The 14,621-nt window shown below is 46.0% G+C and carries 13 protein-coding genes; 10 read left to right on the top strand and 3 right to left on the bottom strand.

Annotated elements, in window-relative coordinates:
• Positions 1-5 precede the first annotated feature (5 nt).
• Entirely contained in the window at positions 6-977 is a 972-nt protein-coding gene (locus ACN6NF_RS09995; protein WP_474317264.1) for a YpdA family putative bacillithiol disulfide reductase, read from the bottom strand.
• Between the two features lie 261 nt (positions 978-1,238).
• On the opposite strand from ACN6NF_RS09995, the gene ACN6NF_RS10000 reads away from it, so the two are divergent.
• From ACN6NF_RS10000 to ACN6NF_RS10010, 3 genes are all read left to right on the top strand, one after another.
• Positions 1,239-1,835, top strand: a complete 597-nt coding sequence (locus tag ACN6NF_RS10000; RefSeq protein ID WP_474317265.1) for a DUF2087 domain-containing protein — start codon at positions 1,239-1,241, stop codon at positions 1,833-1,835.
• 476 nt (positions 1,836-2,311) lie between these two features.
• Positions 2,312-3,409 (top strand): ribosome small subunit-dependent GTPase A, encoded by a 1,098-nt coding sequence (gene rsgA / locus ACN6NF_RS10005; RefSeq protein ID WP_474317268.1) that lies wholly within the window; start codon positions 2,312-2,314, stop codon positions 3,407-3,409.
• 82 nt (positions 3,410-3,491) lie between these two features.
• The gene (locus tag ACN6NF_RS10010; RefSeq protein WP_474317270.1) at positions 3,492-3,830 is read left to right on the top strand and encodes a L,D-transpeptidase; all 339 of its coding nucleotides are present in this window, start codon (positions 3,492-3,494) and stop codon (positions 3,828-3,830) included.
• A gap of 74 nt (positions 3,831-3,904) precedes the next feature.
• Here ACN6NF_RS10010 and ACN6NF_RS10015 read toward each other — a convergent pair whose 3' ends face one another.
• The gene (locus tag ACN6NF_RS10015) at positions 3,905-4,819 is read right to left on the bottom strand and encodes a flagellar motor protein MotB (RefSeq protein ID WP_474317272.1); all 915 of its coding nucleotides are present in this window, start codon (positions 4,817-4,819) and stop codon (positions 3,905-3,907) included.
• Positions 4,820-5,139: 320 nt separating this feature from the next.
• Between ACN6NF_RS10015 and ACN6NF_RS10020 the strand changes: the two genes are divergently transcribed.
• Positions 5,140-5,289 carry a hypothetical protein gene (locus ACN6NF_RS10020; protein ID WP_023988262.1) on the top strand — a complete coding sequence of 50 codons (150 nt, stop codon included), beginning with the start codon at positions 5,140-5,142 and terminating at the stop codon, positions 5,287-5,289.
• Between the two features lie 128 nt (positions 5,290-5,417).
• Here the strand turns inward: ACN6NF_RS10020 and ACN6NF_RS10025 are convergent, their stop codons facing one another.
• Entirely contained in the window at positions 5,418-5,657 is a 240-nt protein-coding gene (locus ACN6NF_RS10025) for a hypothetical protein (protein WP_013370782.1), read from the bottom strand.
• Positions 5,658-6,047: 390 nt separating this feature from the next.
• Between ACN6NF_RS10025 and ACN6NF_RS10030 the strand changes: the two genes are divergently transcribed.
• From ACN6NF_RS10030 to ACN6NF_RS10055, 6 genes are all read left to right on the top strand, one after another.
• Positions 6,048-6,368 (top strand): hypothetical protein, encoded by a 321-nt coding sequence (locus ACN6NF_RS10030; protein WP_063208781.1) that lies wholly within the window; start codon positions 6,048-6,050, stop codon positions 6,366-6,368.
• 67 nt (positions 6,369-6,435) lie between these two features.
• The gene (gene essC, locus ACN6NF_RS10035) at positions 6,436-10,431 is read left to right on the top strand and encodes a type VII secretion protein EssC (protein WP_474317276.1); all 3,996 of its coding nucleotides are present in this window, start codon (positions 6,436-6,438) and stop codon (positions 10,429-10,431) included.
• A gap of 16 nt (positions 10,432-10,447) precedes the next feature.
• Positions 10,448-11,290 carry a hypothetical protein gene (locus ACN6NF_RS10040; RefSeq protein WP_474317278.1) on the top strand — a complete coding sequence of 281 codons (843 nt, stop codon included), beginning with the start codon at positions 10,448-10,450 and terminating at the stop codon, positions 11,288-11,290.
• Between the two features lie 5 nt (positions 11,291-11,295).
• Positions 11,296-11,832, top strand: a complete 537-nt coding sequence (locus tag ACN6NF_RS10045) for a WXG100 family type VII secretion target (RefSeq protein ID WP_013370786.1) — start codon at positions 11,296-11,298, stop codon at positions 11,830-11,832.
• Positions 11,833-12,088: 256 nt separating this feature from the next.
• A complete protein-coding gene (locus ACN6NF_RS10050; protein ID WP_007430133.1) occupies positions 12,089-12,364 on the top strand; it encodes a WXG100 family type VII secretion target in 276 nt (91 codons plus the stop codon).
• A 202-nt stretch (positions 12,365-12,566) separates the two neighbouring features.
• The gene (locus ACN6NF_RS10055) at positions 12,567-14,612 is read left to right on the top strand and encodes a hypothetical protein (protein WP_474317282.1); all 2,046 of its coding nucleotides are present in this window, start codon (positions 12,567-12,569) and stop codon (positions 14,610-14,612) included.
• Positions 14,613-14,621 lie beyond the last annotated feature (9 nt).

Below are 14,621 nucleotides of genomic sequence, written 5' to 3' on the forward strand. Positions count from 1 at the left end.
ATCGTTTAACTTTGGATATGTTCGGCGATTTGACGTCCGTGCCAGCGACCGGTTTCAATAAACACTTCATTGGCATTGCTACCTGAAGCGATAACCCCGGCGACATATATACCTGGGATGTTAGTTTCCATCGTGGCAGGATTAAATTCAGGTTTGTCCAGATCCTCAGCCATGTGGACACCGACAGACTCCAGTAGTTTTCGTTCTGGATGAAATCCTGTTAGTGCCAGTACAAAATCGTTTTCGAGCTGGAACGCTTCTCTGTTCATTGGTGTAACGATCACATGGTCTGGCTGAATTTCGGTAATGCGTGCGCCTAAGTGCAGCGTGATCTTCCCTTTTTGTACCATACTGTCGAACAATGGGCGAACCCACGGTTTGATATATGGGGACAACTCGTTACGACGATAAACCATATCAATCGTAGCCCCGACCCGCACCAATTCCATTGCAGCATCTACTGCAGAGTTACTGCCGCCGATGACTGCGACCCGGGTTCCTGTATAGGGATGGGCTTCGCTGAAATAGTGAGTGACTTTATCCAATTGTTCCCCAGGAATGCCCAAATAGTTCGGATGATCAAAATATCCCGTAGCCACTACGACATACCGTGACGAATAGCTCTTGGTTATTTCCCGTTTGCTTAAGGTATGTACGGTAAATGTACCGTCTTCCTGCCGCTGAATGGATTGAGCCTCTTCATAATGCTGAATGTCCAGGTTATAATGTGAGGCTACTTTGCGATAGTACGCAAGTGCTTCATGACGAAAAGGCTTGTCATTCGGAGTGCTGAACGGAACATCACCGATCTCCAATAGTTCGGCGGTGCTAAAAAACTGCATATTTGTTGGGTACAGAAAAATAGAGTGAACGATGTTGCTTTTTTCAATAATGATCGTTCGCAAACCTCTGCGGCTGCATTCGATTGCAGCAGATAGTCCGCAAGGTCCGCCACCGATAATGATTACGTCGTGCATTTCGATGAACCTCCAGTTGTATTGGTTTATTTCGTCAAACGGATCTCAGAATTGATGCAAATAGCTCAGTGTGTGAGAAGTTTTCAAATAATAATCCTACCGTAATGTGTGCACAATATCCAGCCGTTTTCAGAAAGAGATGATGGAAGGGGAGAATTGACAAACGTATTTGACGAACATATAATTAGATAAGTATCTATTTGGATTAAGTGAATTTGCTTGCATAGCAAATCTTTAGTAGTGAAAAGAGGTGCAGTCACGATGCAACTAGATAAAATGGTCAATTATCATAAAGCACTTGCGGACCCGACGCGTATGCGAATATTACTCCTTTTATCCGCTGGAGAGATGCATGGCCAAGCTTTAGCGAAAAAGCTGAATCTGTCACAGCCTACGGTTACGCATCATGCCGCCAAACTCCGTGAGGCTGGGTTGATTAAGGAACGACGTGATAAAAACACGGTTTATTTTACACTGAACCCAGAGCTGATTCGGCATCATGCCGAGGCGACAGTGCGTTTTATTTTTGAAAAAGGAGAGGAAGAGGAAGATATGTCCGAACTGAATGAAACGCTGGAAGCAACGGTTTTACGCAATTTTTTTGCTAAGGACGGCAAGTTGCGTCAAATTCCTGCCCAGTATAAGAAAAAATTGATCGTACTTCAGATGCTCGCCGAAAAACTGGAGCCAGGCCGCATCTATCCTGAACGTGAACTAAACGAGTGGATCAAGCAATACCATGAGGATTTTGCGATGATTCGGCGTGAGCTGATCATGCATCAGTTTATGTACAGGGAGCGGGAAATGTACGAATTGAACCCGCGTGAAATGTGGACACGGTGGGATCAGGTGCGTTAAACGAAACTTGAAATGGTTAAAAATGTTTGGAAACAGCCTTGACAGACCATTGATGGACTTGTATGATAAAGGAAATTTTAGGAGGAGGCGATGTTATATGCGTACGAACATGAGTGAATGGGTTCAGCAGCAGAATGACTTGTCTCCCGCACGGACGATGCACGGCTAAAGACTGTATAGATCTATAGTCTTAGCTCAGCAGTTGGTTGGACAGTAGAACCAACGAAATCCGCAGGGAGTGATTCCCTGCGGATTTTTTATGGTCAAGTGTTTTGTTATCCGGTTGTTGATTTTGGAAGTAGTCTGTGTAAGACTGCTTGCATAAGTGAACGAACGGATCACATCGCCTGAGTTGTATACCCTCCGCAGGGGTTTCCCTGCGGATTTTTTGCGTTGTTTGCTTGCGGAGAGAAAAATGTACAACTATCAATTAACGCTACATCCAAAAAAATTTAACATGATTTCAGGAGGAAAAAATGAGTATACATGAATATGGTTGGTCTGATTACTGGAACGGTATGTGGGACCAATGGAAGCAAAGCTATGAGGAACGAGCAGGGAACACGCAGGTATGTCCTGCCCGCTTGATTGCCGATTATGGACAAAAGGTGAAGCTTATTACGATGAATGGGGAACGCTGGGGAGCCGCTTCAGGTAAGCTAAAACATGCTATTGTTGACCCTGCGGAAATGCCGGCTGTAGGGGATTGGGTAGCCATCACCACGTCGGACGAAGTATCGGATGCAGTGATTCATGCTGTCTTGCCACGCAAAAGCCAAATATCTAGACAGGCCGCAGGCTTTGAGACGAAGGAGCAACTGATCGCGACCAATGTAGATACGCTTTTCCTTGTTAATGCGCTGAATCATGATTTTAATATGCGCAGATTAGAACGGTACTTAATCATGGCCTGGAATAGCGGAGTAAACCCGGTTGTCGTGTTGAGTAAGAGTGACCTTTGTGAAGATGTCGAACAGCGGGTTGCAGAAGTGGAAGGAGTTGCTCCTGGAGTACCCGTTATCGTAATTTCTGCTTTGCAGAACGAAGGCAGAGAGCAGCTGGAGGCGTTCCTTGAGCCTGGGTGTACGGTTGCTTTAACTGGTTCTTCCGGTAGTGGCAAATCCACAATAGTGAACTGGCTATCCGGGGCTGAAGTTCAACTGACACAGGATGTGAGGGAGGAAGACAGCCGAGGCAGACATACAACCACACACCGACAGCTTTTTCCCATTGCAAAGCAAGCCGTTCTGCTCGATACACCCGGTATGCGCGAGCTTAATCTATGGGATGATTCCACGGGTGTAGCTCATACCTTTGCTGATATTATGGAAACAGCACAGCAATGCCGTTTCGCCGATTGCAAGCATAAGGGAGAAGCTGGATGTGCGGTGGAGGAAGCTATCCAAAAAGGGGAATTATCGGAATCCAGAGTGAACAATTATCGCAAGATGCAGCGGGAACTGGAATATCAGGCACGCAAGGAAGCAGACCGACGTAGAAAAGATAGCCGTTCAAGTACAACTCCGGGCCGTAGGGATCAGCGAGGTGGTTGGCGACGTGATGTGGAGTGGTAAGGCGAACTGTCATGAAACATCATTTGTAGAAATTTAAGAAATTCTATGTGGTAGTCGGCATATGGTGTAGAGGGGTGAACATATGCCGAACTACAGTATTGTGGTGGATTTATCGGATCGTCGTCTATATTTAAAAGACGGAAGTCAGATCGTTCTTAGTTATCCAGTCGGTATTGGGAAGGTGGCTACACAAACACCGCATGGGCAATTTACGATTATTAACAAACAGCCCAATCCGGGCGGTCCTTTCGGAGCGTTCTGGATGGGGCTGTCCAAGCCGCATTATGGTATTCACGGTACCAATGAGCCATGGTCCATTGGCCAGATGGTGTCACATGGCTGTATTCGAATGCATAATAAGGATGTGCTGGAGCTTCAGGAGAAGGTAAGTATAGGTACGCCGGTCACGATACAGCCATAACGTCTAGACGATATAGGATTCCTTTATCTATATCTCATGGTAACGATCGTAACTTTAAGTTCAGATTTGTCTAGTTACGATTTGGGTTGAATTTGGACACGGGCTTCAATCCGTTTGGAGCCCTCTTTGTCGTCTGCGGATTTAACTAATGATCCCGCAAGACGTTCTCCTTGTGTACCGTAAGCCTGCTTGGCGTTGATCCACATATCTTCGTTTGGTTCAAAACTTATGACCAGGGTGTAGTGGTTGGCAAGGCTCGGCTTTTTGACCCTCATGCTGAAGGAACCATCAGGCATGACCTTGGTTTGATCATCATAGCCAAACTGCCATCGTCCCGGAAAATCAATTGTGAGTTTGACGTCTGACCCTTCCAGCAAGTTGCTGCGCGCATATACATGATAATAATTTCCTTTCTGCTTCACATCAGGCTTAATCCACACTTGAGGGTTACCGTAGTCCTTTGGTTTGTTCCAGACAGGCTTAATTAGAGGGACATGGCGGTCTTGTTCAGGATCAAACTCAGCACCTATCCGAATTTCTTGCAAAAGTTGTTCGTTTTCTTCGTATTGATATACATAAGGGCCTTCTAGTTTGTTGCCAACGCTACCATACAGATTTCGTATTTCTTTGTCTTGGTCATCTGGACGGAACAGAACAGTCAGATCCATACTCCCCTGTATACCAGGTCGGTGTACTTGAAGTACAAAACTTCCGTCCTTTTGAATAGTTGTCTCGTCCGTGTATCCGGTTAACAGAGAGTTTTTGACCGCAAGATTCCCCTTGATCCGTGCTCCAGCTGGCAGATTGGAATGTCCTGTAACCTTCACTGTATTTCTATCAATACTTACGTCACCTGATATCTCGACATAGCTGCTGCCTTGCTTATGGACAGGTGCATCGTTGGCGGCTCGTTCATCAAGGGATGATGCAGCTTGGTTCGGATTACCTGTCACGGTATATGCACGTGCTTCAGCTTCGTGTTGGGCCATACTTCGAGTTGAGGCTTTCTCCCTGCTGCATGCAGCCAGCATAGTTAGGATGAAGAACATACATAAAAGGTTCCAGCTTATTTTGGTCATCATGTGCTTACTCATGGTTTTTGCTCGCTCCTTATCCGTAGCTTCCAGGCTAAACTGATAAAACTTTCGAAACTTTATGTATTTACCCTATTTAAAGGGTATGTAATCCCGCCTGCTTTATCCTAGTCAAAGCGTACGTGTTTAAATAACAGGTGGAATGGTTAAAAATGGATAGCCGGATCATCCCCTTGAAAAGCAGGGGCAGCTTGCTGTAAAGGAGCCTGAGTCATATGTCCATTGACCGTTTTATCTTAAAAAAGCTGGACAACTGCCGGGAAGAGCATACACGCGCTAATTTACTGGAACTGTTTAGAATACGAATTGAGAAGGCGCAGAATAAGGAACGAGGCGGTAAAAAAGGTTATCGCAGAATACTATAAGTAGAGTCTGATCAAGTGCATAGGCTGCGGTAAGTCACATGTAGCATGTTTCAAAACCGCTGATATGGAGAGGGTGCTGAAATGCCCCTCTCTTTTTTGTGTCTAATGCAAACAAAAAAAGGTCCCTCTTAATAGAGGGACAATGCCAATGAATCATTTTCACTAACGCTATGCAGGATGGCTTCACAACCGACAATCTCTATACTGATCAAAGAGTTAAGACATTTTTGAAGGGCACGCTTGCCGCTGGAGATTTTGTTCTCCAAAGTATTACTTAGAAGTTTTAAGGTTTTTTGTACCGGTTGCTTATTTTCTTGATTGAAGTATACGGGAATACGTTTGTTTTGAAATGTAATTAATGTTCTCACAAAAATCACCTCACCTGAGTTATTTCATGGCTTTATTGTAGTTCCCGTTTCTTAAAATTACCTTAAAAACACCTTATAAAAACATAAAGGTCTGAAAAATTTACAAAGTGTTCACAACAATTTGGGTAACAATCGAATTTAGTTCTAACTAATCGACAAAATGACGTAAGCACGTAAATTAAATTTTGTGAATACCTATTTTGGTTCATATGACTCTACTATTAATTTTAATCATGTCTAAAGTCACGATTTTATTTTGAGTGTGGGTATTTTGTAACAAATTGACAGTCTAATAGGCGGATGCTACAGTTACGATAGCCATATTTCCGTAGAAATAGGCTTTTTGCGTGAGTATTGCTGTATAAATTTTAGGATCGGGAGGGATGACAGATGATCCTGACCGTGCTTTCAGGACGACAGGAAACAGAGTGGTTTGATATTGAGGTGGCTGATGAATACTCAGTGGAACATTTGAAATTGATGCTGGGTGTACGTATTTTTGGTGAGCCTCCGGCTGAAGGCGTGCAATATATTATGGAAGCAAAGTTCCCAGAAGGGCTTTGGTTCAGAGTGGAGGATAACCAGCTTCTCACAGGAGCAGGCTTACGGGAAGGCTGCACCGTGCGCATTCAGCGAGCTTTTTCGACAACTCAGGACGAGGCGCCTGTATATGGAAGACGGTCTTTGTTTCAAACAGAAAAAAATGGGTAAATACACACATGAAATAATATGAAACCTTGGTAAAATGAAATAGTAAGCGAAAAGGGGGACTTTTGTCTTGAATGTATTATACCAGCGATCCCCGAGATTAAGACCGGCCCTCCGAGAGGAGAAGCTGGAGATTTTACGGCCTCCGGCTGAGCCGAGCAAGCCGTCTTTTTCTATTATATCTATACTTATTCCGTTAATGATGACGTTGGTGACTATAGGCTTTTACGTATATATGAGCAGAACAGGCAAGATGGGCAACAGTAACTATTTGATGTTTCAGATGGTCACTGTGGTCATGATGCTTACATCTTATACGATTCCTTTTTTCGTCTATCTAAATAATAAGAAGGAATATAAACGCAAGTTGGAGGAACGGGACCGCATGTATCGGGAACAGCTCCAAAAGCATCGTGAAGAACTCGAAATGAAACGCGAAGAGCAAATTCGTACACTATATGAAATTCACGGTGATCCGCAATTATGCACTCAAATCGTAAAAAACCGCAACAGTTCTCTTTGGGAACGATCACCGGAGGATGAAGATTTTTTGCAGGTACGTATCGGGACTGGACAAGTTCCCTTTCATATTAAACTGCAAATCCCACGACCTGACGGTTATGACCGTGATCCCTTGTTGGGGGCTGCAGATGAACTGGAGGAAGAATTTCGTTTGGTGGACGCTGCTTCCATTACATTACCGCTGTTTCAATCCAAAGTGGTTGGATTGGTCGGCGAGCGGGAGCATACCCTAGCTGCGTTGAGAGTTATCTTGGCACAAGTGACGGTTCGTCATTCGCCAGATGAAGTGAAAATCGCTTCCTTCTATGATGAGCGAGAGGAAAGTGAATGGACTTGGATGCGCTGGCTGCCGCATGTGTGGGATGATGATCGTATCCAGAGAATGATGTCAGACCGCAGTAGTAGCGCCCATCAATTAGCTGACTTTCTATTTGCCAGATTGAACCGTCGAAAAAATAATCGCAATGAACGTCAGGGCAAAGGAATGGAAGCCCCGTGTTATGTAATTGTTTTATCTGACACCCAACTGATTGAGGAAGAACCTTTGCTGCCGTTGTTGCTGGAGGATGGCCGGGCCATAGATGCGTGTACGATTGTGCTGGCTTCTCGTAAAGAAGCTTTGCCAATGCAGTGTCAGCTGATCGTGGAGGCTTCCAAGGAACAGGGTGTATATGCCCTTAAATCAGAATCGGCGGAGGTTGAACAGCAAAGTTTTAAACCGGATCGTTTGTCCAAAGAGGAAGCCGATGCACTGGCGCGGTACATGGCGCCTATTCGCTTGAAGCGTTCTTCGGCTTCTGATATTCCCGCTGTTCTGCCTCTTTTTGATATGATGAGTGTAGCAAGTGTGGAAGAACTGGATGTGGCAGACCGGTGGCGACGTAACCGCCATCCTGATACATTACCTGTGCCAATGGGTGTGCGGGCAGGCGGCAAAAAGATTATGATTAACCTGCATGATAAAATAGAGCGTCAAGGGCATGGTCCCCATGGCTTAATCGCCGGTACGACAGGTTCAGGGAAGAGTGAGGTTATTCAGTCCATCGTAGCCTCGCTCGCTGCTGAGTTTCACCCGCATGATCTTGCTTTCATGCTGATCGATTACAAGGGTGGAGGCATGTCCAACACGTTCGTTAATTTGCCGCATGTTGTGGGCACAATCACGAACCTGGACAATAATTTGATTGAACGTGCTAAAATATCTCTTAAAGCAGAACTGGTTCGTCGACAAAAGATATTGAACGATGCAGGCAATTTACAGCATATTGATGAATATTACAGACTACTCCGGCAGCGGCAGGAACAACCGCTGCCTCATCTGGTTATTATTATTGATGAATTTGCACAATTAAAGCGGGATCAGCCAGAGTTTATGGACGAGCTAATCAGCATTGCCGCGATTGGGCGGACATTAGGAGTCCATCTGATTTTGGCGACTCAAAAACCCGCAGGTGTTGTAGATGATAAGATTTGGAGTAACTCCAGGTTCCGCATCTGCTTGCGGGTGCAAAGCGAAGGCGATAGCCGTGATATGCTGAAAATACCGAATGCTGCGTGGATAACGAAGCCGGGACGAGGATATTTTCAAGTGGGCAGCGACGAAGTGTTTGAAGAAATGCAATTTGCTTGGAGCGGTGCGCCGTATATAGGCAACAGAGATATTTCTTCTGCCTTACCTGTTCATGAAGTGAGACTGAATGGGAAACGTGAAGCGTTATTGACAGGCGGAGAGCGGGCAAGCTCAGGCCTAAAAGGAGAAGAGGCTCCTAAACAGCTTCAAGTATTTATTGATTATATTGCAAAAGAAGCAGCTAAGGCAGGCATCGAACGTCTTCAGGGACCGTGGCTTCCGCCGCTGCCAGAAATGCTGGATTTAACTAATCTGCCGCAATGTACCGAAGTAGATAGTACATCATCATCCTTGGAGCTGAAGGCTCTTATTGGGCTGGTCGATGATTTACCGAATCAACGGCAGGAGCCGATGTATGCGTCGCTGGATCATGGTCATTGGGCTGTGTATGGTATGCCTGGCATGGGAAAAACGACCTTTTTGCATACGTTGCTGATGTCCACGGCACAGCGTTTTGCTGCCAATCATTGGAACGGTTATATCATTGACATGGGTCGAACCATGCGTGACTTTGGAGAGCTTCCACAAATTGGTGCTGTTATGATGGCCGAGGAGGATGACCGAATTAAGCGGTTGTTCCGCTATTTGTTCAAAATGGTGGCTGTACGCAAGGAAATGCTTTCTGAGGCTGGCGTCAAAACAATAAGTTCTTTTCGACGTTCTGCTGTCGAGGATGTTCCGCAAATTGTCGTAGTTATTGATGGATATCTTAATTTTCGTAATGCGTATCCGGATGAAAATGAACTGCTGGAGTCACTTTTGCGTGAAGGAGGCAGTCTAGGTATCACCTTCATCATTACTGCGAACCGGATTACCGATGTGTTTGAGAAGTTCCGTAGTAACATACCTAATGCCGTTTCTTTCGAATTGGCTGATCCTAGTGACTACTATTATGCGGTAGGAAGACCGGCCAAAACACCAGGACCGTTAATACCGGGCCGGGCCCTGGTTAAGGGGCATGTTCCTCCGCTGGAGTTCCAGACGGCACTGCCTTCACCAGGAGAAGATGAGGCGGAACGATCAGCACAACTACGTCGCAATATCGCTGGCATTGTGCAAGGATGGAAGGGCAAGCACGCACCCGCCATTCTCCCATTGCCTGAGCGGATTCCATTGCATGAACTGCTTCAGCAGTGGGATCGGACGAGCGGACCGTCAGGTGCGCTTCCTTACGAAGTACCTGTAGGTCTACAGAGTGACGATCTTGAGCCTTTTCTCCTGAATTTGAAAGAAGGACCTAATTTTATCGTAGGTAGTCCAATGGAGGGGGGGAAAACCTCCTTTCTAATGAGTTGGATTATATCGCTCGCTTATTACACGTCACCGGATCAAATGCAAGTTTATACGATCGATACACGCTATGGAGGCGGGGGACTATCCCGATTACGGCATCTCCCTCATGTCAAGGCTGCTGCCGAAAGTGAGGAAGAAATGGGACCTCTGGTACAACAGGTGCATGATATCGTTCAACAACGGAGCAAGGATGGGAATGATCCAGAACTGCTCCTGGTTATTGATGATGCGGATATGTTAAGCAAGCAACTGAACGATTTTATGATAAAGGATCAGCTTTCCGCTATTGTACGGTTGGGACGTGATCGTAATGTGCATGTCGTGCTATCGGGTGTGCCATCTGATTTCCCTACCTTTGGTGTGGACTGGTTTAATGATGTCAAGGCAAGCCAAAGCGGTATGCTTTTTGGAACACTGGATTCGAATGATTTATCGTTCTTTCGTATCCCTTATTCAGAAGCGAATGCTGCTGCTGGTGGCCTAAAAGTCCTGCCTCCTGGGCAGGGATACTACGTACGACGCAAATTTACCAGGATAAAAGCGGCGATTCCCTTCTCAGAGCAAATGAGTTGTGAGGATTGGATAACGAAAATTCGTGACCGATGGCATGTTGTAGTTTGAAGGGAGGTGGCTCATAATGTTAACGTTTCAAGCTTCCAAGCAGAAGTTAATAACCCTCAAGGCAAAGGAATTGTTTTTTCTGGCAGGCGTGTTGGGTTCTGACAGACTGCTTGGGGTGGAAGATCCGTTTAAGGGCTATCTAGCAGAGGAGTTGGCGGAAGAGTGGGAGCAGGTCAAAGCTGCTCTTCTGGAAAAGGGTTATCTGAAGCAGTCCGATAAGGGTAAAGAGCTGGCTATGCCTCCTACCGTTTTTTCAAGAGTTGCTATCGCGGGATTATCCAACAGGGCTTGCCGTATACGCTATGTAAGGGGAGGTAAGCAGTTTGAAGGCTATCTTCATTGTACGAATGAGCGTGTGGTGGAGCTTGTGAAATCTGCTGATGAACCCGATGAATATCGTCTGTACGATCTGGGTAATGTGGAAAAGGCTTGCGAAACATTGATTGATAAAATGGGCTGGGTTGATCGGCTTCTACCTGAATCTCCCGCGCTTATGTTTTCCAAGCAGGCTTTTAATAAAATTTACGAGCAATCTGCTGGAGAAAGTTTGTCTCAAATCAGCAGTAAGCTAACCGAGGCTAGCGGAGATGAAGAGGGAGCGATGAGACTGGCTCAGTCTTTGAGTTCCCGTGTAGCCGAGGGAGAATTGCAATTGCTGGTCTGGAACGGCAGAGAGTGGGAGTCACAACGGGCGGCTTTTGTCCTGTGTCCTGCAATGAACTGGATATTTCGGATGAGCTCTGCTGGTAATGGAGACTGGTTGATTGCAGCTATGGCTTCAAGAGATCAGTTTGTGGACTTATTATTGAATTGGTTGAAACAGTCGGCAGTGACTGAAGAAGTGACAGAAGAAGGGTGATGGATATGCGCATTCGAGTTGAACCGGATGTGCTTCGGGGGCTTAGCGGGCAGCTACAGCATGCGGCGGAGCAAATTCAACAGTTAACAGCAGGTTTGGAGCAGGCGTTACAATCGCTGGATTGGGATGTATCTGCACGTGAGGCGATCTTGAATCAGTGGATGCAAGCCAAACGAATGTCAGAACAGATTCATGCTTATCTCCATACATCAGGTACACAACTGAACCGAAAGGCAGAGCAGTTTCAGTCTGTTGACCACAACTACCAAACGATTCTGCCATTTGCCAGCCAACCATTGGGACGACCCGTCACGATGCTCGATTGGTCGAATCAACAATCACCGTCTATTCTGCCTGGGCAAGCTTCGGAAGGAAGCAGTCTAATTTCAAACCCGCAGTCTGTCGTACATGCTATTGCAGGTGTACAGCCTTCGGATGTGGGCACCTTGCATCAGGATATTCTGAAGCAGGCGTCTTCTAGCAGTCCGCAGGATTGGTATTTTACTGATCCGTCTATAGCAAGAGATCAGCCTGTCGCTTAGTTCGGATCGTTCCGGGATATCTGGTTCGGCTTGTAAATCCATATGAATTTGTTATACCATTCCCGGTTTTATAGGACTAATATGGGACTTATTAGGTGGTTGCTTTATTAAGATTGTACTGTTATATGCTGTTTTATAGTTAAAAAGTGGGATTGTTGCAATTAGGTCCTTTGCCTTTTGTAGGGAATTAAATAGCCATAGTACAATTTGAACCAGCTAAACAAAAACATTTTTATCATCAAGGAGGACGCAAAAAATGGCAGGACGCATTTTAATTACCCCAGAACAGGTTGATCAGGTAGCTAACCAATTTAAACAAAGTGGTGAGCAAAGCCAGCAGATCGTTTCCAGCTTGACTCAGTCCATCTCCGGTATGGAAGGTCAATGGGAAGGTATGACTAAGCAACGCTTTTTCCAAGAGTTTCAAGAAGCAAGCAAACAAATGCAAGCTTTCGTAACGACTTTGAATAGCATTAGCCAAGAATTGACAGCTATCGCTAACAAATTCCGTACGGTTGACCAAGCGAAATAAGTTGTCGTACCTGATCGACATTAACTTATCATATATCACTCTATAAAGAAGCAATATGTGAACCCATTCCTCACGGTTTGGCACAGATTGTACAGGAAAAACCGGGCGATCTTCGGATACCCGGTTTTCTTGCCATCCATAGACGTATATAATAAGGTGAGGAAAACTAGCATACTGAACGATATAAGGAGAGGGATGTTTCATGTCTTTTCAACCGAATCCGGGAGACGAATTGATCATAAACGGCACAGCTTATGTGGTTGGACGACATCCCGCTGCACCCGGTTTAGCCTATGCACAAGCAGGGAGGCAGGGAATTGTATACCAGCTGATTGCCAAAAACGGAGCACCGCATGAGGCGAAAGCCCTTAAAGTGTTTTTTCCGAAGTTCCGCATCCCGGCTATGGTTTATCAATCTGAGCATATGGAAACATACGGGGATATTCCCGGTTTGCAGGTATGCAAGCGTGATGTGCTCACTCCAGAAAGAAACGGAAGTCTGATCGCTGAGCAGCCTGATTTGCTGTATGCGGTGCTGATGCCATGGGTTCATGGTATGACATGGTTCGATTGTCTCACAGATCAGCGTCAGCTTGAGGCTTCCGATAGCCTGGCTTTAGCCAGAGCACTGGCAGGGATCGGTTCAGCGATGGAGCAAAAAGGATTGGCGCATTGTGATTTATCAGCGCCCAATGTTATGCTTCCGTTTTTTTCTGAAGTGGAACTGCCTGAAGGCACGTCAGCTGTGGAATTGGTAGACGTGGAGCAAATGTATAGCACCAAAATGGATCGTCCAGATGCACTATTGGCAGGATCGCCAGGGTATGCTGCACATCGTACCGTTCACAGCGGATTATGGAGCGCGTATGCCGACCGTTTTGCAGGGGCTATCATTATTGGAGAAATGTTAGGCTGGTCTGACCGTGTGGTGGTCGATAAAGCGTGGGGCGAAAGTTATTTTGATCAACATGAAATGCAGACGCCTTGCGAACGTTATTTTATTTTGCGGAAATCGCTTGAAGCCCGCTGGGGCAGCAAGGTGGTAGAACTATTTAGCCGTGCTTGGGATAGTCAGGATCTAAGCAGTTGTCCTACCTTTGGCGAATGGCTGGTTGTACTTAATGCCGTTACTGAGCAGGAAATTCTGGTGGAGGATACAGAAACGGAGCCAGCTGGGACAGATACAGGAGATCTGGCTGCTATGAGCGGCACTTCCAGTGAAGCGGTATCCTCGTTGGCAACACCTGCCCCGCTCAAGGCTGAACAGGCTGAAATGTTAAATCAGGCTGCCCTAGAGCAGGGAGAGCGTGGAGTAACGGATAAGCTGTTTCGACAGGCGCGTGAACTAGAGCAGCAGAACAAACCTGCTGCAGCGCTGGAAGTATATCGTTCGTTGTATCACTTTGTAGAAGACGGCAGTCCTCTGCATGTGGAGGTGTCGGCGGCGATCACAGGACTGGAGGAGCAGCTAAACCCCAAGATGCCAGAGCAACCTGAAAAATCGAAAGCCTGGTATCGCTCCAAAATGTTTATCGTGACAGCATCGGCCGCAGTCGTTCTTTTGGCAGCTGGAATCCCAACTGTGAGTATTCTTGCGGATCAGTCTAATCAGCGACAAATCGAGGCTGCAAAGCAAGAAGAGGCATTGAAGGCTGCAAAAGCAGCCGAGGAAAAGTTGGCTGCTGAGCAGGAGGCCACTCAAAAATCGCTAACGGAGAAACAACGGCAGGAAGCTGAACAGCAGGCCAAACAACAGGCTCTTGCTGCTCAAAAGCAACAGGAAGAGCAGAAGAAACAGCAAGCCCTAATCGCTCAACAGGTTAAATATGAAGCTTATCTCGCCCAAAAGGAACAAAACAAGCAGGCTGCTGCCAAGTTGGCGAAGCAAAAAGCATATGATCAACAGGCAAAGTATGAAAAATACCTGGCCTTGAAAAAGGAGCAGGAAGCTCGTGCCGCCAAGGAAGAAGCAGCTCGTAAAGCAGCAGCTGAGGCGGAACAAAAGCGAAAAGAAGCTATACAGGCACGTAACAAGGAGAATGTTCTCCAGCTTATTTCCTTGTATAACAAGGCGTATGCTTCTCAGGAAGGTGGAAGCACGGCGAAGGCAAAGAGCTTTGCCAAACGTTTTAGAGCATTATATGATAGCAATCCTTCTTATTATCGTTCAGTAGGTGAAGTGGGCTATCGGGCTTCCTCTATTTATAACTTTTTAGGAGATACGAATTTTAGACTGCCTAAAATTTGATGTTTCATA

This window comes from Paenibacillus sp. TSM33 (assembly GCF_056099025.1).

What these genes read in the sequence shown, in the direction of transcription:
- ACN6NF_RS09995 (WP_474317264.1), bottom strand. Translation starts at nt 977, where the DNA reads ATGCACGACGTAATCATTATCGGTGGCGGACCTTGCGGACTATCTGCT.
- ACN6NF_RS10000 (WP_474317265.1), top strand. Translation starts at nt 1,239, where the DNA reads ATGCAACTAGATAAAATGGTCAATTATCATAAAGCACTTGCGGACCCG.
- rsgA (WP_474317268.1), top strand. Translation starts at nt 2,312, where the DNA reads ATGAGTATACATGAATATGGTTGGTCTGATTACTGGAACGGTATGTGG.
- ACN6NF_RS10010 (WP_474317270.1), top strand. Translation starts at nt 3,492, where the DNA reads ATGCCGAACTACAGTATTGTGGTGGATTTATCGGATCGTCGTCTATAT.
- ACN6NF_RS10015 (WP_474317272.1), bottom strand. Translation starts at nt 4,819, where the DNA reads ATGGCCCAACACGAAGCTGAAGCACGTGCATATACCGTGACAGGTAAT.
- ACN6NF_RS10020 (WP_023988262.1), top strand. Translation starts at nt 5,140, where the DNA reads ATGTCCATTGACCGTTTTATCTTAAAAAAGCTGGACAACTGCCGGGAA.
- ACN6NF_RS10030 (WP_063208781.1), top strand. Translation starts at nt 6,048, where the DNA reads ATGATCCTGACCGTGCTTTCAGGACGACAGGAAACAGAGTGGTTTGAT.
- ACN6NF_RS10040 (WP_474317278.1), top strand. Translation starts at nt 10,448, where the DNA reads ATGTTAACGTTTCAAGCTTCCAAGCAGAAGTTAATAACCCTCAAGGCA.
- ACN6NF_RS10045 (WP_013370786.1), top strand. Translation starts at nt 11,296, where the DNA reads ATGCGCATTCGAGTTGAACCGGATGTGCTTCGGGGGCTTAGCGGGCAG.
- ACN6NF_RS10050 (WP_007430133.1), top strand. Translation starts at nt 12,089, where the DNA reads ATGGCAGGACGCATTTTAATTACCCCAGAACAGGTTGATCAGGTAGCT.
- ACN6NF_RS10055 (WP_474317282.1), top strand. Translation starts at nt 12,567, where the DNA reads ATGTCTTTTCAACCGAATCCGGGAGACGAATTGATCATAAACGGCACA.